Source organism: Actinomadura graeca, from assembly GCF_019175365.1.
Classification (GTDB): Bacteria; Actinomycetota; Actinomycetes; order Streptosporangiales; family Streptosporangiaceae; genus Spirillospora; species Spirillospora graeca.
On record NZ_CP059572.1, the window covers coordinates 7,599,338 to 7,617,179 of the forward strand.

Annotated in this window: 17 protein-coding genes; 11 read left to right on the forward strand and 6 right to left on the reverse strand. The window is 72.5% G+C overall.

Going from position 1 to position 17,842, the window contains the following annotated elements; all coding sequences use genetic code 11:
- Positions 1 to 215: 215 nt before the first annotated feature.
- Both AGRA3207_RS33815 and AGRA3207_RS33820 read right to left on the reverse strand, forming a co-directional pair.
- The gene (locus AGRA3207_RS33815; RefSeq protein WP_231331192.1) at positions 216 to 1,193 is read right to left on the reverse strand and encodes a C40 family peptidase; all 978 of its coding nucleotides are present in this window, start codon (positions 1,191 to 1,193) and stop codon (positions 216 to 218) included.
- A gap of 239 nt (positions 1,194 to 1,432) precedes the next feature.
- Positions 1,433 to 2,698, reverse strand: a complete 1,266-nt coding sequence (locus tag AGRA3207_RS33820; RefSeq protein ID WP_231331194.1) for an NYN domain-containing protein — start codon at positions 2,696 to 2,698, stop codon at positions 1,433 to 1,435.
- Positions 2,699 to 3,001: 303 nt separating this feature from the next.
- On the opposite strand from AGRA3207_RS33820, the gene AGRA3207_RS33825 reads away from it, so the two are divergent.
- The 3 genes from AGRA3207_RS33825 (at position 3,002) to AGRA3207_RS33835 (ending at position 6,228) form a co-directional block, all read left to right on the forward strand.
- Positions 3,002 to 4,777 (forward strand): DEDD exonuclease domain-containing protein, encoded by a 1,776-nt coding sequence (locus AGRA3207_RS33825; protein ID WP_231331196.1) that lies wholly within the window; start codon positions 3,002 to 3,004, stop codon positions 4,775 to 4,777.
- Positions 4,778 to 4,813: 36 nt separating this feature from the next.
- A complete protein-coding gene (locus tag AGRA3207_RS33830; protein ID WP_231331197.1) occupies positions 4,814 to 5,557 on the forward strand; it encodes a rhomboid family intramembrane serine protease in 744 nt (247 codons plus the stop codon).
- Between the two features lie 383 nt (positions 5,558 to 5,940).
- Positions 5,941 to 6,228 carry an Lrp/AsnC family transcriptional regulator gene (locus tag AGRA3207_RS33835; protein WP_231331198.1) on the forward strand — a complete coding sequence of 96 codons (288 nt, stop codon included), beginning with the start codon at positions 5,941 to 5,943 and terminating at the stop codon, positions 6,226 to 6,228.
- On the opposite strand, the gene AGRA3207_RS33840 is transcribed toward AGRA3207_RS33835, so the two are convergent.
- Positions 6,171 to 6,920, reverse strand: a complete 750-nt coding sequence (locus AGRA3207_RS33840; protein ID WP_231331200.1) for a cache domain-containing protein — start codon at positions 6,918 to 6,920, stop codon at positions 6,171 to 6,173. The genes AGRA3207_RS33835 and AGRA3207_RS33840 overlap by 58 nt on opposite strands.
- A gap of 29 nt (positions 6,921 to 6,949) precedes the next feature.
- On the reverse strand, positions 6,950 to 7,666 hold the full coding sequence (locus tag AGRA3207_RS33845; RefSeq protein WP_231331203.1) for a FadR/GntR family transcriptional regulator: 717 nt from the start codon (positions 7,664 to 7,666) through the stop codon (positions 6,950 to 6,952).
- A gap of 84 nt (positions 7,667 to 7,750) precedes the next feature.
- Here AGRA3207_RS33845 and AGRA3207_RS33850 point away from each other — a divergent pair, with 84 nt between their 5' ends.
- The 4 genes from AGRA3207_RS33850 to AGRA3207_RS33865 are packed head-to-tail and all read left to right on the forward strand — an operon-like array spanning position 7,751 to position 11,739.
- Complete coding sequence (locus AGRA3207_RS33850; protein WP_231331204.1) at positions 7,751 to 8,785, forward strand: ABC transporter ATP-binding protein; 1,035 nt, start codon at positions 7,751 to 7,753, stop codon at positions 8,783 to 8,785.
- 49 nt (positions 8,786 to 8,834) lie between these two features.
- Positions 8,835 to 10,043 carry an ABC transporter substrate-binding protein gene (locus AGRA3207_RS33855; protein WP_231331206.1) on the forward strand — a complete coding sequence of 403 codons (1,209 nt, stop codon included), beginning with the start codon at positions 8,835 to 8,837 and terminating at the stop codon, positions 10,041 to 10,043.
- The gene (locus tag AGRA3207_RS33860) at positions 10,022 to 10,933 is read left to right on the forward strand and encodes an ABC transporter permease (RefSeq protein WP_231331208.1); all 912 of its coding nucleotides are present in this window, start codon (positions 10,022 to 10,024) and stop codon (positions 10,931 to 10,933) included. Before AGRA3207_RS33855 ends, AGRA3207_RS33860 begins: the two co-directional genes overlap by 22 nt.
- Complete coding sequence (locus AGRA3207_RS33865) at positions 10,933 to 11,739, forward strand: ABC transporter permease (RefSeq protein WP_231331210.1); 807 nt, start codon at positions 10,933 to 10,935, stop codon at positions 11,737 to 11,739. Before AGRA3207_RS33860 ends, AGRA3207_RS33865 begins: the two co-directional genes overlap by 1 nt.
- 27 nt (positions 11,740 to 11,766) lie before the next feature.
- Here AGRA3207_RS33865 and trpD read toward each other — a convergent pair whose 3' ends face one another.
- Positions 11,767 to 12,816 (reverse strand): anthranilate phosphoribosyltransferase, encoded by a 1,050-nt coding sequence (trpD, locus tag AGRA3207_RS33870; RefSeq protein WP_231331212.1) that lies wholly within the window; start codon positions 12,814 to 12,816, stop codon positions 11,767 to 11,769.
- Positions 12,817 to 12,895: 79 nt separating this feature from the next.
- On the reverse strand, positions 12,896 to 13,321 hold the full coding sequence (locus AGRA3207_RS33875) for a hypothetical protein (RefSeq protein ID WP_231331214.1): 426 nt from the start codon (positions 13,319 to 13,321) through the stop codon (positions 12,896 to 12,898).
- 165 nt (positions 13,322 to 13,486) lie between these two features.
- On the opposite strand from AGRA3207_RS33875, the gene ctaE reads away from it, so the two are divergent.
- The 4 genes from ctaE to qcrB are packed head-to-tail and all read left to right on the forward strand — an operon-like array spanning position 13,487 to position 17,770.
- Positions 13,487 to 14,071 carry an aa3-type cytochrome oxidase subunit III gene (ctaE, locus tag AGRA3207_RS33880; RefSeq protein ID WP_231331216.1) on the forward strand — a complete coding sequence of 195 codons (585 nt, stop codon included), beginning with the start codon at positions 13,487 to 13,489 and terminating at the stop codon, positions 14,069 to 14,071.
- A 56-nt stretch (positions 14,072 to 14,127) separates the two neighbouring features.
- A complete protein-coding gene (gene qcrC / locus AGRA3207_RS33885) occupies positions 14,128 to 15,039 on the forward strand; it encodes a cytochrome bc1 complex diheme cytochrome c subunit (RefSeq protein WP_231331218.1) in 912 nt (303 codons plus the stop codon).
- On the forward strand, positions 15,036 to 16,145 hold the full coding sequence (gene qcrA / locus AGRA3207_RS33890; RefSeq protein WP_231331220.1) for a cytochrome bc1 complex Rieske iron-sulfur subunit: 1,110 nt from the start codon (positions 15,036 to 15,038) through the stop codon (positions 16,143 to 16,145). Before qcrC ends, qcrA begins: the two co-directional genes overlap by 4 nt.
- Positions 16,142 to 17,770, forward strand: a complete 1,629-nt coding sequence (qcrB, locus tag AGRA3207_RS33895; RefSeq protein ID WP_231331222.1) for a cytochrome bc1 complex cytochrome b subunit — start codon at positions 16,142 to 16,144, stop codon at positions 17,768 to 17,770. Before qcrA ends, qcrB begins: the two co-directional genes overlap by 4 nt.
- Positions 17,771 to 17,842: the final 72 nt, after the last annotated feature.

Genomic DNA, 17,842 nt, shown 5'->3' on the forward strand with positions numbered 1-17,842 from the left:
GTGGATCGCACCGCCGGGGCGCGGCGGCTGGATGCGCCGCGCGGGGCCGTGGTGCCTGGTGGGCACCGCGGGACTCGGGCGCCTGGAGGGCGCCTTGAGTGCTGACAAGGTACCAAAGCCCCATCAGAAGGCAAACCCCTACAAAATTAACAACGGACCAGGTCAAAGCCTGGTCCGTTGTCGGTGAGGTGCGCGTGACGCGCTCCGGGGGAGCGTCAGGGGCGTCCGGCGCCGTAGTAGTTGGACAGGTAGTAGCCGGAAGTGATGTCGCTGATCTTGACGACATCGCCGGTGTGCGGGGCGTGGATCATCTTGCCGCCGCCGACGTACATGCCGACGTGCCCGAGGCCGCTGAAGAACACCAGGTCGCCGGGCTGGAGGGCGCTCTTGTCGACGCGCTTCGTGGCCGCGTACTGCGAGTTGGTGGTGCGGGTGATGCTGACGCCCGCGGCGCCCCAGGCGGTCATCGTCAGGCCGGAGCAGTCGAAGGTGTTCGGACCCGCCGCGCCGTAGGAGTACGCCTTGCCGAGCTGCGCGTAGGCGAAGTTGAGCGCCTTGCGGGCGGAGCCGCTGGCCGGGCCGTTGTAGGAGCCGCCGGTGCCACCACCGCCGCCGCTGCCACCGCCGCCCGGCGTGCTCACGCCGAGCTTGCGCAGCAGCTTCTTCTGCTGCTCGACCTGCTTGTCGAGCTCCTTCTTCTTGTCCCGCAGCTCCTTGGCCTTGCCCGCCACCTCGTTGTAGGCGTTCTGGGCCTGCGCCTGCTCGCGGCGCAGCCGCTGGGCGGTGGCGAGGAACTGGGTGAGCTGGGAGCCGCGCTCCTGGGACAGGTGCGTGAAGACCGCCGCCTGGTCCAGGATGGACTGCGGGTCGTTGCTGCCGACGAAGCCGGTCACGTCGGTGGAGTCGCCGTTCTTGTAGGCGGTCGCCGCCATCTGCGCGATCTTGGAGCGCTGCTGCTCGAAGGCGGCCTCCTCGCCACGGCTCGACCGCTTGGCGGCGTCGAGCTTCTTCTTGGCGATCTTGAGCTGCTCGTTGACCTTGTTGAACTTCTCGACGTTCTGGTCGACCTGCTCGTTGAGCTTGGTGAGCTTCTTGCGCACCTCGCCCGCGCTGGGCTTGGGCGCCGCCGCGTGCGCCACCACCGGGGGGAACGCGAAGGAGGTCGTCGCCGCGAGGCAGGCGACGGCCACCATGCGGCGGGTCGCGCTCCGACCCGCGAGGAGACCCCGCCGATCGCGCGATTGCGCTGTGCCCCCGATGAGTTCACTGGCCACGGTCGAATTCGCCCCTCTCGTCCACGACATCAGCGGACGACACTAGCGAGGGGCAACACCCGTCACAACCGAAACGTCACATCTTGATTGACTTCTCCATCGAACGCCCACTTTCCGTGATTTCAAGATCACGCATCGTCGGGGCGCGTCCGCCCAGCTCAGGACCGGCCCAGCCGGCGGAGCAGCAGCGTGGACGGTGCGGGGCGCGCGCCGGCCCGGCGCGCCGCGTCCGCCACCTCACGGTCGGCGGAGACCACCACCACCGCCCGGCCGGGCGGCTCGGCACGCACCAGGTCCCCGATCAGCTCGTCGGCGGTCTGCCCCGGGCGGCTGAACAGCACCCGCACCCCGCGCGGCGCCCCGATGGCCACCGGCGCGTCCAGCTCGGCGCCGTCGAACACGCACGTCACCTCGGCGCGGGTCTGCGCGGCGAGCCCGCCGAGCCCCGACACGAGCCGGTTGCGCTGGTCGGACAGCGGCAGTTCCCCGTACCCCGTCTTGGTGACGTTGTAGCCGTCCACGACGAGGTGCACCTGCGGCAGCGTCAGCAGCCGCTCAAGAAGCTGCGGGTCGCTGTCGGACAGCGCCCGCCCCGGCAGCGCCCGGTGCGCGAGCCGGTCCGGCTCCAGCGCGCCGACGGTGTCGGCCGGGCGCCCGATCGTGGACGGCAGCGCCAGCTCCCGGCGGATGCCCTGCGCCGCGTCGGCGAGCGTGTCGAGCAGCATCCGGAGCCGGACGTCGTCGACGTTGCGGCCCTCGCGCGCGGCGCGCCTTGCGGCCTCCGCCGCGGCCTCGGCCTGCGCGGCGCGGGCGCGCAGCTTGCGCAGCTCCTTGTCGGCGGCGGCGCTCGACTCCCGCGCGGCCGCCAGCTCGCGCCCGGTCTCGGCGGCGACCGCCTCGGCGCGCTCCTGCGCGGCGCGCGCCCGCGTCCGCGCCTCGTGAAGCTTGCGCCGCAGCTCGGCCACCTCGGCCTTGGTGTCGCGCAGGTCCGCCCGCAGCTTGTCGACCTCGCCGGCGCGTGCCGTCCGCGCGGCCGCCAGCTCCTCCTTCAGCGCGGCGACGCGGCGTTCGGCCGCCTCCTCCTCCGACGCCGAGGCGGAGCGCTCCAGCTCCGCGCGGGCCGCCTCCACCAGGCCGGTCCACCCGCCGGGGCGCAGCAGGTAGGCCAGCGCCGCGACCCGGACGGGGTCGGCCGCGGGCGGGACGCCGCCGCCCGCGACGGCCTCCGCCAGCTCCGGCTGCGCCTCCCGCAGCGGCTCGGCGACCCGCTCGCGGAAGCCCGCGTCCTTCTCCAGCAGCGCGGCGATGGGCGGGCCCGCGAGCTTGGCGCGCTTGCGGCGCTCGAACCGCGCGAACCGGCGCAGCGGCATGGGCACCTCGTCCGGCGGCAGCGCGCCGATCAGCTCGGCGGCGGCCTCCACCACGCTCTGCCGGACGGCCTCGGGCAGAGGCCCGTCCAGCCGCTCGGAGCCGTCGCACGTCGCTTCGGGGCTTTCGATGGTCCCGCTCCTTCCGGGCAGTGCCGCCGGTGGCCTGTGTCTTCCCGGGCGGCACGCGCCCTAACCAGCGGGAACGCGGGACGGCCCGGCCCGGGTCCGGAGACCGGCCGGGCGCGCCGCACCCGGGAGCCCGTCCCCCGGTGGCCCCGATCCGGCGGGACGCGCCGGCGCACCCCCAACCCTAGCGGCACGGACTTCTGTCGGTGGCGTCCTCTACGGTCCCGGGGCATGACTGCTGCGCACGTCCAGGGCACCCTGGACGACCTCGGCACCCCCCTGTCCGAGGTCACCTTCGTGGTGGTCGACCTGGAGACGACGGGAGGCTCGGCGGCCGACTCGGCGATCACCGAGATCGGCGCGGTCAAGGTGCGCGGGGGAGCGGAGCTCGGCGAGCTCGGCACGCTGGTCGACCCGGGCGGGCCCGTCCCGCCGTTCATCACCGCGCTGACCGGCATCACCACCGCGATGGTGACGGCCGCGCCGCGGATGGACTCGGTGCTGCCCGCGTTCCTGGAGTTCGCGCGCGGCTGCGTGCTGGTCGCGCACAACGCGCCGTTCGACATCGGGTTCCTGAAGGCGGCCTGCGCCGTGCACGGCTATCCCTGGCCCGGGTTCACCGTCGTCGACACCGTCGACCTCGCCCGCCGTGTCCTGTCCAAGGACGAGGTGCCCAACTGCAAGCTGGGCACGCTCGCGCGCTTCTTCCGCACCGTCAACCAGCCGACGCACCGGGCCCTCGCCGACGCCCGCGCCACCGTGGAGGTCCTGCACGGGCTGATCGAGCGGCTCGGCTCCTTCGGCGTGACGTCGCTGGAGGAGATGCGCGGCTTCGCCAAGGCGCCCACGCCCGAGCAGCGCCGCAAACGCCACCTCGCCGACGACGTGCCGAGCGTGCCCGGCGTGTACCTCTTCGAGGACGACGCGGGCGAGGCGCTCTACGTCGGCAAGAGCGGCGACCTGCGCTCCCGGGTGCGCAGCTACTTCACCGGCTCGGAGACCCGCCGGCGCGTCCGCGAGATGGTCGGCCTCGCCGAACGCGTCCGGACGATCGCGTGCGCCACCGGGCTGGAGGCCGAGGTCCGCGAGCTGCGGCTGATCGCCGAGCACAAGCCCCGCTACAACCGCCGCTCGAAGTTCCCCGAGCGGGCCATCTGGCTGAAGCTGACGGCCGAGCAGTTCCCGCGGCTGTCGATCGTCCGCGAGTGCCGCGACGACGGCGCCTGCTACCTCGGCCCGATCTCCTCGCGGCGGCAGGCCGAGGAGGCGCGCGCCGCGCTGCACGAGGCCGTCCCGCTGCGCCAGTGCACGCAGCGGCTCACGCTCCGGCTCATCGAGCGCGGCCGGGCCCGCGCCTGCGCCCTCGCCGAGATCGGCCGGTGCGGCGCGCCCTGCGACGGCCGCGAGTCCGAGGGCGACTACGGCGTCCACGCCACCACCGCCCGGACCATCATGGAGGGGGACGTGCGGCCCGTGGTCGCCGCCGCCCAGGTCCGCATCGACCGGCTCTCCGCCGAGCTGCGCTACGAGGAGGCCGCCGCCCAGCGCGACCGCCTCGCCGCGTTCGTCCGCGCCGCCGCCCGCGGGCAGCGGCTCGGCGCGCTGGCCCGGCTGCCGCAGATGGTCGCGGCCCGCCCGGCGTTCGACAACGGCTGGGAGCTGGCGGTCGTGCGGTACGGGAGGCTCGCGGCCGCCGGAACGGTCCCGCCGGGCGCCGACCCGTGGCCCTACGTCCGCGCGCTCACCGCCACCGCCGAGACCGTCTTCCCGCCCGCCGGGGGCGCCCCGGGAGGCGTCGCCCTCGGCGCCGCGCCGTCCGCCGGGGCCACCGCCGAGGAGATGGAGTGCGTCCTGCGCTGGCTCGACCTGCCCGGCGTCCGGCTCGTCGAGCTGGACGGCGAATGGACGTGCCCCGCCCACGGCGCCGAGGGGCTGCGCCGCTGGATCGACAACGCCTACACACGCCACGACCCCGACTCGGCGGAACGTGCCCGCCCACTAAGGTGACGTGGGAAGCCCCGTGATGGAGAGGACGACCCCGGCATGGCCCTCCCTCTCTATGACAGCCAGCCCGCCAGGCGCGTCCCCTGGGTGACGTATCTGCTGGTGGCGGCCAACGTGGTCGTGTTCCTGCTCACCCCCATGTCCAACTTCGCCACCTGGTACGGCGAGAACGGGGTCCGCGAGTGCAGGGCGGCGCACTTCACCTACGAGTACGGCGCCGTCCCCAAGGAGCTGACGACCGGCGAGCAGCAGCCGCTGCCGTCGGACGTCGTCCGCCAGTGCGGGCCCGGGGACTTCCGGAAGGCCCCCTGGACGTCGGCGTTCACCTCGATGTTCCTGCACTCGGGGGCGCTGCACCTGCTGGGCAACCTGGTGGCGCTGTTCGTCGTCGGCATGGGCCTGGAGGACCGCCTCGGACGGCTGCGCTACCTCCTCGCCTACCTGTTCTTCGGGCTGGCCGCCGTCTACGGGTTCGCCTACACCTCCGCGGACTCGACGGTGCCGCTGATCGGCGCGTCCGGGGCCATCGCCGGGGTGATGGGCGCCTACGTGATCCTCAACCCGCGCGGCCGCATCGTCAGCTACGTCCCGCCGGTCATCGTCGTCCGGCTGCCGGTGTGGGTGGTGCTGGGCTACTGGTTCGTCCTGCAATGGCTGTCGCTCGGCGACGACGAGAGCAACGTCGCCTACACCGCGCACATCTACGGCTTCGCCGCGGGTGTCCTGTTCGCACTCCTGGCCCGCCGAACCGGAACCGCACGCAAACCAGTCGCACTGGTCTGATCGCAGTGCCCTTGGCGGTCGGGCCTGGGGGCCCTTCCTTCGGCGGGCACCGCGGCGATCGCTGCATCGCTCCGGACTCGCCCCAGAGGGCTCGCTGCGCGATCAGTTGCTCGCAGGCTCGCAACTGCCTTCGGACGCGATCGCTGTGTTCATTGCAGTGCCCTTGGCGGTCGGGCCTGGGGGCCCTTCCTTCGGCGGGCACCGCGGCGATCGCTGCATCGCTCCGGACTCGCCCCAGAGGGCTCGCTGCGCGATCAGTTGCTCGCAGGCTCGCAACTGCCTTCGGACGCGATCGCAACGTTTCGGGTCGCGGTGGCACCGGTGGAAAGCCGCGGTGAGGTGGCCGGTAGGGTCGAGGGTCCGGACTGTGGGGAGGGTGAGAGATGGTCACCGCGATCGTGTTCGTCAAGGCCGACGTCGCGCGCATCCACGAGGTGGCCGAGGCGATCGCCGCCCTGGACGGGGTGAGCGAGGTCTACTCCATCACCGGTGAGCACGACCTCGTGGCGATGGTCCGCGTGCGCCGCCACGAGGAGCTGAACGACGTGATCCCGGGGCGGCTCAACAAGGTCCCCGGCATCGTCGGCACCGAGACGCACATCGCGTTCCGCACCTACTCCCAGCACGACCTGGAGGTCGCCTTCGCCCTCGGCCTCGCCGACGCCGACTGACCGGCGGTGACGACGGAGAGGGGCAGGTCGCCGCACGGGCGGGTCTCGAAGCCCCGGCCGCCGCGGTAGGCCGCGCCCGGGGTCCATGAGGCGGTGTTGGACGCCATGACGCGGCCGGGCGCGTTGACGACGAACGCGGGCGCGGGGATCTCGCGCAGCGCCGGGACGATCGCGTTCTCGAAGGTGCGCGCGTACACGTCGGCGGCGGCCACCCCGGCGAAGACGCCGCCGACGCGCACCGGCGCCGACAGCGTCAGCACGTACCCGTCGCTGCAGAAGTAGTCGACGTACGGGCCGCACACGGTCCTCTCGGCGCCGCCGGCCGGCCCGGTGAACCACTCCCAACCGGTGTAGTCGTACAGGGCGCTGTTCTCGGGGTCGAGGTCGGGCAGGAACCGGGCGGGGTCGCCGGACGGGCCGGTCTGCCACCACTCCAGGTACCAGGCCGCGTCGGCGAGCATCCCCGGGGCGGCGATGAACCCCGTGCCGGAGACCAGCGCGCCGAGATGGGCCGACAGCAGGGGGCGCAGCGCGGCCAGGTCCCCGGCGACCGGCTCGCGGCCGGTGGCGCGGGCCCCGGCGAGACACCGGGCCGAGGCGTCGCGGACCCGCTCGACCGTCGCGAACACGCCGTCCAGGGTGGCGTGGACGCGTGCGGCGGCCGCGCCGATGGCGGGGGGCTCGGAGGGCATGGATCACCTCCGGGTTGCTCTGGTGGACGTCAGAGGGAGAGCCGACGTTCAATGAGATGTTCTACCGCACACGCGACGTGGCTTTCAGCGAGATCGCGGGCGAGGGCGTCCTCACCGCGTCCGACGGCCTCGACGAGCGCGGCGTGCTCCCGGCGGGCCCGCCCGCGCCACCGGGGATGGTCGTGGACGGTCCAGATCAGCGGCCCGATGTCGGCCTGGAGCCGGATCTCCTCCCGGGTGAGCCGGACGGACTGGGACGCGGCCGCCACCTCCAGGTGCAGCCGCCCGTCCAGCCGGCACGTGCGCGCGCCGCCGCCCGCGGCGGACAACTCCGCCAGCGAGCGCCGCAGCCGCTCCACGTCCCCGGGCAGCGACCGCATCGCCGCGAGCCGCGCCGCGGCCCCGGCGATGGCCGCGTAGTGGTCACCGAGGTCGCGCAGCTCCTCGGCGGCCAGCGGGCGCAGCCGCCCGTCCAGGTCGAACGGCCGGGCCGGGGTGCGGACGAAGCTGCCGCCGCCGCGCCCCCGCCGGGTCTCGATGAGGCCCTGCTGGCGCAGGGCCATCAGCGCCTCCCGCAGGGTGACCGTCGAGACGCCGAGATGGCCCGCGAGGTCGGCCTCGCTGGGCAGCTGCTCCCCGTCGGCGAGCAGCCCCAGCGCGATGGCGTCGCTGAGGCGGCGGACCACCGCGTGCACCCGCGCGGTGTTGTCGACCGGAGCGAACACGACGAGGCGCGAGCTGTCCATCGCCCCCCTCTCCCACCAGCGTTGACACAGTGATACAGGATCCTCACTTGAACTAAAACATCTGAATCCATATGTTTTCGTGTCATGCCGGCTTCAGCGGTGAGGATCCGCGACCTGCGCAAGACCTTCGGCGCCGTCGAGGCGGTGGCGGGCATCGGCCTCGACATCGGGGACGGCGAGTTCTTCTCGATGCTCGGCCCGTCCGGTTCCGGCAAGACCACCGTGCTGCGGCTGATCGCCGGGTTCGAGCGCCCCACCGCGGGGACGGTCGAGCTTGGCGGGCGGGACGTGACGGGCCTCCCGCCGTTCGAACGCGACGTCAACACCGTCTTCCAGGACTACGCCCTGTTCCCCCACCTCGACGTGCTCCGCAACGTCGAGTACGGCCTGAAGGTGCGGCGGGTGCCGCGGGCCCGGCGGAGGGAACGGGCCCTGGAGGCGCTGCGCGGCGTCCGGCTGGACGGTCTGGAGGCGCGGCGCCCGGCGGAGCTGTCGGGCGGCCAGCGCCAGCGGGTGGCGCTCGCGCGCGCCCTCGTCAACGAGCCGAGGGTGCTGCTGCTGGACGAGCCGCTCGGCGCGCTCGACCTCAGGCTGCGCGAGGAGATGCAGGTCGAGCTGAAGGCCATCCAGCGGCGGGCCGGCATCACGTTCGTGTTCGTCACCCACGACCAGCAGGAGGCCCTGACGCTCAGCGACCGGGTCGCCGTCCTCGACCGGGGGCGGATCGAGCAGGTCGGCACGCCCGCCGAGGTGTACGAGCACCCGGCCACGCCGTTCGTCGCGGGCTTCGTCGGCACCACCAACCGCATCGGCGGCGTGTGCGTCCGGCCGGAGAAGATCCGCGTCGCGGCGCCGGCGGGGGCCGGTGACGGGCCGGGGGACGACGGCCGCCGCGGGGAGCGGCACGCGCTCGGCACGGTCGCGGAGGTGGCCTACGCGGGCGCCGTCACCCGGCTCGTCGTCGACCTGGAGTCGGGGGACCGGGTCGTGGCGCTCCAGCAGAACCTCGGCACCTCCTCGGACGCGATGCGCCACCGCGGCGCCCGCGTCCGGATCACCTGGCACGCGGCCCACGAGTTCCAGGTGGACGCCGGATCCGCGCGGGCGCACGCGCCCTGACCCGGCCGGCGGTGTCTCCTTCCCCAACCCCCGACACAAGGAGTTCCTCATGTGGTCCACGCGCATGGCGCTCGCCGCGGTGGCGACGCTGGCGATCGGACTGGCCGCCGCCTGCGGCGACGGCGGCACGGCGGACACGGCGACCGGCACCGGGCAGGGCGGCTTCACGGTCCCCCGGCTCGCCGCCCACCGGTCGCTCGGCGCGGGCGAGGGCCGCGTCAACCTGGTCGCCTGGGCCGGGTACGCCGAGGACGGTTCCAACGACAAGACGGCCGACTGGGTCCACCCCTTCGAGAAGGCCACCGGCTGCAAGGTCGCCACCAAGGTCGCCGGGACGTCCGACGAGATGGTGACGCTGATGAGGACCGGCGAGTACGACGCCGTCTCCGCGTCCGGCGACGCCTCCCTCCGGCTCATCGCCTCCGGCACCGTCGCGCCGGTCAACACCTCCCTCGTGCCGAACTACGCCGACGTGTTCCCCGGCCTGAAGCTCAAGCCGTGGAACTCGGTGAACGGCGTCCCCTACGGGATCCCGCACGGCCGCGGCGCCAACCTGCTCATGTGGCGGTCCGACAAGGTCAGGCCCGCCCCCGACTCCTGGGGCGCGGTGTTCGACGCGAACTCCCCGTACAAGGGCAGGATCACCGCCTACGACTCGCCGATCTACATCGCGGACGCGGCGCTCTACCTGATGTCGGCCCGTCCCGACCTCGGGATCAGGAACCCGTACGCGCTGGACCGGCGGCAGTTCGACGCGGCCGTCGCGCTCCTGAAGACCCAGCGCGGCCTCGTCGGCGAGTACTGGTCGGACTACACCAAGGAGGTCCAGGCGTTCAAGAGCGGCGACTCGGTCCTCGGCACGACCTGGCAGGTCATCGCCAACCTCGCGAAGGCCGAGAAGGCGCCGGTGAAGGTCACGCTGCCCAGGGAGGGCTCCACCGGCTGGTCGGACACCTGGATGGTCGCCGCCAAGGCCGAGCACCCGAACTGCGCCTACAGGTGGCTGAACTGGATCGTCTCGCCGAAGGCGAACGCGCAGGTCGCCGAGTGGTTCGGCGAGGCGCCCGCCAACGCCAAGGCGTGCCGCCTCACCTCGGACAAGCGGTTCTGCGCCACCTTCCACGCCACCGACGAGACCTACTTCTCGAAGGTGCACTTCTGGACGACGCCGATCGCGCAGTGCCTCGACGGGCGCACGGACGTCCGGTGCGTCGACTACAGCAGGTGGACCCAGGCGTGGACGACGATCAAGGGCTGACCGCGGCGGGCCGCCCGGCGCGGGCCCCCCGGCGCCGGGCGGCCGCCCTGCTGCACCGCCGGCCGCGGCTGCGCCTGGCGCTGCTGCTGCCGGCGCCGCTGGCCTGGCTCGCCGCCGTCTACCTCGGCGCCCTCGCCGCGATCTTCCTGACCGCGTTCTGGACGACCGACACCTTCACCGGCGAGGTGGTCCACCGGTTCACCCTGGCCAACTTCCAGATGCTGGGAGACGAGCCCGTCTACCGGACGATCGCGCTGCGCAGCGTGGGCGTCGCCGCGGCCGTCACCGCCATCGACACCGCCCTCGGCCTGCCGATGGCCTTCTACATGGCCAAGGTCGCCCGCCCCTCGCACCGCCCGTACCTGGTGGCCGCCGTCCTGGCGCCGCTGTGGGCGGCCTACCTCGTCAAGGCGTACGCGTGGCGGGTCATGCTCGCGGAGGGCGGCCTCATCGACGAGGCCCTCAGGCCGTTCGGCGCCTCCGGGCCCGGCTACGGCCTCACCGCGACCGTGATCGTGCTGTCCTACCTGTGGCTGCCGTACATGATCCTGCCCGTCTACGCGGGGCTGGAACGGCTGCCCGGCCCGCTGCTGGACGCCTCGGGCGACCTCGGCGCGCGCCCGCTGCGCACGTTCCTCTCCGTCGTGCTGCCGATGATCTTCCCGTCGCTGGTGGCCGGATCGCTCTTCACGTTCTCGCTGTCGCTCGGCGACTACCTCACCGTGAAGATCGTCGGCGGCCGGGGCCAGCTGCTCGGCAACGTCGTCTACGACAACGTCGGCGCCGCCAACAACCTGCCGTTCGCCGCCGCCGTCGCCACGGTCCCGGTCGCGGTGATGCTGGCCTACCTCGCCGCGGCCCGCCGCGCCGGCGCCCTCAGGGAGCTGTGATGACCCTCTCGCCCGCCGCGCGGGCCGCGCTGCGCGCCGTGATGATCCTCGGCCTGGCGGTGATCTACGTGCCGCTGCTGGTGGTGCTGGTCAACTCCGTCAACGCCGACAGGGCCTTCGGCTGGCCCCCGTCCGGCCTCACCGGCCGGTGGTGGGCGCAGGCCGCGGACAACGCCGGGGCCCGCCGCGCCGTGCTCACCAGCCTCAAGGCCGGGATCGGCGCCACCGCCGCCGCGCTGGTCCTCGGCACGATGGCCGCGTTCGCCGTCGGCCGGTACCGCTTCTTCGGACGGGAGGCCGTGTCGCTGGTCGTGGTCCTGCCGATCGCGCTGCCCGGCATCGTCACCGGCATCGCGCTCAGCAACGCGTTCCAGGTCGTGCTGAAGCCGCTCGGCGTCGGGCTCGGGCTGTTCACCGTCGTCGTCGGGCACGCCACGTTCTGCGTCGTGACGATCTACAACAACGTCCTCGCCCGGCTGCGCCGCACGGGCACCGTCCTGGAGGAGGCGTCCGCCGACCTCGGCGCCCGCGGCCTCCAGACGTTCCGCTACGTCACGCTCCCGGCCCTGCGCCCGGCGCTGCTCGCCGGGGCGCTGCTGTCGTTCGCGCTGTCCTTCGACGAGATCATCGTCACCACGTTCACCGCGGGTCCCGGCACCGAGACGCTGCCGATCTGGATCTTCACCAACCTGTTCAGGCCGAACCAGGCGCCGGTCGTGAACGTGCTGGCGGCCGCCCTGATCGTCCTGTCGGTGATCCCGATCCTGCTCGCCAGGCGCCTGTCGGGCACCCGCACCGTCCCCTGACCCGCCGGACGGCCCGCCGGGGCCCGGTCAGCCCCTGAGGCCCTGCGAGACCTCCACCCAGCGGTCCAGGAGGGCGCTCGCGGCGCCCGAGTCGACCGCGGCGGCGGCGCGCCCGTACCCGGCGCGCAGCGCCGCGGTGAGCCCGGCCGCCGGCGGCGCGCCCTCGTAGGCCGTGATCAGCGCGGCGGCGTTCAGCAGCACCATGTCGCGGACGGGCCCGGGCCGCCCGGCGAACACCTCGCGGGCCACCCGGCCGTTGAACGCGGCGTCGGCGCCGCGCAGGTCGTCCGGGCCGGCGGGGGCGATGCCGAGGTCGGACGGGTCGAACGCCGTCTCCGTCACCGTCCCGTCGCGGACCACCCACACCGTCGAGGTGCCGGTGGTGGTCAGCTCGTCCAGGCCGTCGTCGCCGCGGAACACCAGCGACGAGCACCCCCGCGCGGCGAACACGCCCGCGATGACGCCCGCCATCCGCGGGTGGAACACCCCCACCGCCTGCGCCGCGGGCCGCGCGGGGTTCGTCAGCGGCCCGAGGAAGTTGAACACCGTGGGGGTCCCGAGCTCGCTGCGGGCCTTGGCCGCGTACCGCAGCGCCGGGTGGAACAGCGGCGCGAAGCAGAAGGTGATGCCGGTCTCCTCGGCGACCCGCGCGGTCGCCTCGGGCGGCAGGTCGATGGCCACGCCGAGGTGCTCCAGCAGGTCGGCGGCGCCGCAGGACGACGAGGCGGCCCGGTTGCCGTGCTTGACGACCTTGACCCCGGCCGCCGCGCCGACCACCGCCGCCATCGTGGAGATGTTGACGGTGTGGGCGCGGTCCCCGCCCGTCCCGACCAGGTCGGCGAAGCGGTCCGGCACCGAGATCGGGGTGGCGTTGTCCATCATGCCCTCGGCGAGGCCGGAGACCTCGGCGACCGTCTCGCCCTTGGCGCGCATCGCGACCGCGAAGCCCGCGATCTGCACGTCGGTGGCCTCCCCGGACATGATCCGGTTCATCGCCCAGGCGGTCTCCTCGCTGGTCAGCGACTCGCCGGCCAGAAGGGCACTGAGAAGCGCGGGCCAGGTGTTACGGGCGTCCATGTCTCTCCCACATGTCTCGGCCACACGTCCCGGCGGGGGGCGTCCCGGGTCCCTCGGCGAGAGCCCCGCGTCGAGGGCCCTACAGGGCCGGCAGGCGGTTCCCGGCGCGCCCGCGCATGAGCCCGGCGAGGGTGGTCGCCAGGACCATCGGGTCCAGCGGCAGGCCCACGACGGCGTCGGCCCGCGACCAGGTCGCCAGCCAGCCGTCGTCGCGGCGGGCGATGATCGCGAGGACCGGCGGGCAGTCGTAGACCTCGTCCTTGGCCTGCCGGCACACGCCGAGCCCGCCCGCGGGCTGCGCCTCGCCGTCCACGATCAGCACGTCGATGCCGCCCTCGTCGAGCCGCTCCACCACGGCGGGCTGGGTCGCGCGCTCGACGAACTCGACCCGCGGGACGTCGGCGGCGGGGCGGCGGCCGATCGCCATCCGGATCTGGGCGCGGGTGTTCGCGTCGTCGCTGTAGACGAGAACCTTCATCGGGCTCTCCGGGGCGGTGGTGCTCATGCCACCGAAGGGTACCGGGTGCGGGCTGGGGAGACACGCTCGGGGAACCCAAGAAGGGGGGTCATGCGTCACTCAGTGGATAGGGGCGCAATAATGCTGCCCGTGACAGCATCCGCGATAGAGACACCACCTCACGCACGGGCGAACCGTCCCAATCTGGTCAGTGTGGGGACGATCGTCTGGCTGTCGTCCGAGCTGATGTTCTTCGCGGCGCTGTTCGCGATGTTCTTCACGATCCGCTCCGTGACGATCGGCCAGTCCGGGCACGGCTCCTGGCCGGGCGCACCGCTGGACCTGCCCCTGTCCGCGGTCAACACGACCGTCCTCGTGCTGTCCTCCGTGACCTGCCAGATGGGCGTGTTCAAGGCCGAGGCCGGCCAGGTCGGCCGCGCCGGCGGCCTGCTGGACTTCCGGCGGTGGGGCCTGCGCGAGTGGTACGTGCTGTCCTTCCTCATGGGCGCCTACTTCGTCGGCGGTCAGGCGTTCGAGTACTACAACCTGGTCACCAAGGACGGGCTCACCCTCTCGTCCTCGGCCTACGGCTCGGTCTTCTACCTGACCACCGGTTTCCACGGACTGCACGTCACCGGCGGGCTCATCGCCTTCCTGTTCGTCCTCGGGAGGACCTACGCCGCGAAGCGATGGACGCACGAGCAGGCGACGAGCGCGATCGTCGTGTCCTACTACTGGCACTTCGTCGACGTGGTGTGGATCGGCCTGTTCGCCACCATCTACCTGCTCGACATGTGACGTGACCCAGTGACCTGCTCGACCCACCAGACGACATGACCCGAACGGGGATTTCCGTGAAAAGGTTCACCGCATGGCGCCGGCGCCCGTGGGCGGGCTACGCCGTCGTGCTGGCGGCCCTGGCGGCGATCGGCGTCATCTACGCCGGCTTCTCGCCGCAGACCGGCCGCGCCGAGGCGGAGGGCACCGCCCATGCCGCGCAGGACCTGGCGAACGGCAAGCAGCTGTTCAACAAGAACTGCGCCAGCTGCCACGGGCTGAACGCCGAGGGCACCAAGGACGGCAAGGGCAAGCCGATCGCCCCCAGCCTCATCGGCGTGGGCGCCGCATCCGTCGACTTCCAGGTCAGCACGGGCCGGATGCCCGCGATGAACCCCGGCGCGCAGATGCCGCGCAAGGAGCCGATCCCCCCCTTCGACACCTCGATCAAGACCGACTACGAGGAGAAGGAGAAGCGGGAGGAGGCCGAGCGGCGGAAGGCCGAGGCGGAGAAGAACCTGGCGGACCTGCGGGCCTACATCGCCTCTCTCGGCGGCGGGCCGGAGATCCCCCCGGCCTCGGCGGTCGACCCGAAGACCGGGAACGTCGCGCTCGGCGGCAAGCTGTTCCGCACCAACTGCGCCCAGTGCCACAACTTCACCGGCCAGGGCGGCGCGCTGACCGGCGGCAAGTACGCCCCGCCGCTGAACAACAGCGACGTCACGCCCACCCAGATCTACGAGGCCATGCTGACCGGCCCGCAGGCCATGCCGGTGTTCAACGACAGCACGCTCACGCCCAAGGACAAGCAGGCGATCATCGCCTACCTCGTCCAGACGCGCGAGGAGCCGAACCCGGGCGGTAACGGCCTCGGCCGCATCGGGCCGGTGTCGGAGGGCCTGGCCGGATGGCTGATCGGAATCGGCCTGCTGGTGCTGGCGGCCATGTGGATCACCGCGAAGAAGCCGAAGAAGCTGAAGAAGCCATGAGCGACGAGAACAAGGACACCGCGGGCTCGAAGGAGCCCCGCGAGGGCGCGCGCGGGCGCGTGATCGGCACCCCGTCCCCGGCGCGGGACAAGGCGCTGCTCGCCGAGGACGACATCTCGGCGCCGGCGGGCGCGGGGGAGCAGCTGGACGAGGCGGCGGCCAAGCGGGCCGAGCGCGTCGTCGCGGCGTTCTTCCTGCTCGCCTTCGCCGGCAGCGTGGCGTTCATCGCCTACTACATCGGCTGGAGCGGCCGCGACGGCGGCATGCACGGGGTCGGCCGGGCCCGGGAGTCGAACTTCTGGCTCGGCGGCATGATGGCCCTGTCGTTCCTGGCGCTCGCCATCGGCGTCACCATCTGGGTCCGCCGCCTGATGACGAGCAAGCCGATCGTCCAGGAGCGGCACGAGCTGGCCGCCGACGCCGAGACCCGCGCGGGCTTCACCAGGGACTTCCTGGAGGGCGCCGACGACAGCGGCATCACCAAGCGGCCGCTGCTGCGCCGCACGCTGCTGCTGGCGGCCGCGCCCCTCGGGCTGGCCCCGCTGGTGCTGCTGCGCGACCTCGGCCCGCTGCCGGAGAAGCGCCTGCGCACCACGTTCTGGGCCGAGGCCGTCGAGGAGGCCCGCAAGCAGGGCAAGAAGGGCGTCCGGCTGGTCGTGGACGGCACCAACAAGCCGCTCAAGGTCAGCGACTTCTCCGCGCCAGGCTCGATGATCACCGTCCTGCCGGAGGGCATCGAGGAGCTCGTCCCCGAGGACCAGGTGCTCACCCAGACCGCCAAGGCGGTCACCATCCTGATCAACATCCCCGAGGACGAGTTCAAGCCCGCCAAGGGCCGGGAGAACTGGCACGTCAACGGGATCGTGGCGTACTCCAAGATCTGCACGCACGTCGGCTGCCCGGCGGCCCTGTACGAGCAGACCACGCACCACATCCTGTGCCCGTGCCACCAGTCCACCTTCGACGCCACCGACGCGGCGAAGGTCGTGTTCGGCCCGGCCGCCCGCCCGCTGCCCCAGCTGCCGCTGGCGGTCGAGAACGGGTACCTGGTCGCCACGAGCGACTACCACGAGCCGATCGGCCCGAGCTTCTGGGAGCGCGGATGAGCGAGGCGACAGCCCCGAAGGCGGTCGAGGCACCGCTGACCTTCCTCGACGACCGCCTCGGTTCCACCACCTTCTTCAAGCGGAACATGAAGAAGGTCTTTCCGGACCACTGGTCGTTCATGCTGGGCGAGATCGCCCTGTACTCCTTCATCATCCTGCTGCTGACCGGGACGTTCCTGACGCTGTGGTTCCAGCCCAGCATGCAGGAGGTGGTGTACAACGGCTCGTACACCAAGCTCAACGGCGTGAAGATGTCGCAGGCCTACGCGTCCACGCTGGAGATCAGCTTCGACGTGCGCGGCGGGCTGCTGATGCGGCAGATCCACCACTGGGCCGCGATCCTGTTCATGGCGTCGATCCTGGCGCACATGCTCCGGGTGTTCTTCACCGGCGCGTACCGCAAGCCGCGCGAGCTGAACTGGCTCATCGGCATCGGGATGTTCACGCTCGGCATGCTGGAGGGCCTGTTCGGGTACTCGCTGCCGGACGACCTGCTGTCGGGCACCGGCCTGCGGATCACCCAGGGCGTGGCGGAGTCGATCCCGCTGGTCGGCTCCTACATCTACATGTTCCTGTTCGGCGGGGAGTTCCCCGGCCAGGACATCGTGCCGCGGCTGTACATGCTGCACATCCTGCTGATCCCGGGCCTGATCCTGGGCCTCGTCACCGCGCACATGATGATCATGTGGCATCAGAAGCACACCGCGATGCCGGTCAAGAACCAGACCGAGCAGCAGGTGTACGGCTACCCGTTCTACCCGGTCTTCATGGCCAAGACGGGCGCCTACTTCCTGTTCACCTTCGGGGTGCTCGCGCTGATGGGGGCGTTCGTCCAGATCAACCCGATCTGGTTGTTCGGCCCGTACGACCCGGGCGCGATCTCGGCGGGCTCCCAGCCCGACTGGTACATGGGCGTGCTGGAGGGCGCGCTGCGCATCATGCCGAACTGGGAGGTCTCCGCCTGGGGCCACACGGTCAGCTTCAACGTGCTGATCCCGGCGCTGGTCCCGCTCGGCATCATCTTCGGCGGCGCGGCGGCCTGGCCGTTCGTCGAGGCGTGGGTGACCGGCGACAAGCGCCATCACCACGTCAACACGCGGCCGCGCAACGCCCCGGTCCGCACCGCGACGGGCATGGCGGCGGTGACGTTCTACGGGCTGCTGTGGATCGCCGGCGCCAACGACGTCCTCGCCGACAAGTTCCACGTGTCGCTGTTCGCCACGACGTGGTTCTTCCGGTTCGCGATCTTCATCGGGCCGTTCCTGGCGTTCGTCGTCACCAAGCGGATCTGCCTGGGGCTCCAGCGCAAGGACGCGGCCGTCATCGGGCACGGCGTGGAGAGCGGCATCATCATGATGTCGCCGGACGGGAAGTACACCGAGCGGCACGAGCCGGCGCGCGAGCAGGAGCGGGCGGTCATCCTGTCCAAGGAGAACACCCGGCCCGAGGCGCCCGCGCGGGACGCCAACGGCATCCCCGCGCCCGCCACCAAGGGCCCGATCGGGCACCTGCGCTCGCGCCTCAACCGGGCCTGGACGTTCGACGACGTCCCCGTCGAGGAACACGGGCACGAGGAGCACGGCGAGGTCGAGGGCGGCAAGGAGCCCCGGCAGCTCAGCCACTGACCGGCCCGCCACGAGGACGGGAAGGGGCCCGCCGCCGGACGTCCGGCGGCGGGCCCTTCCTATGCTGGCGGC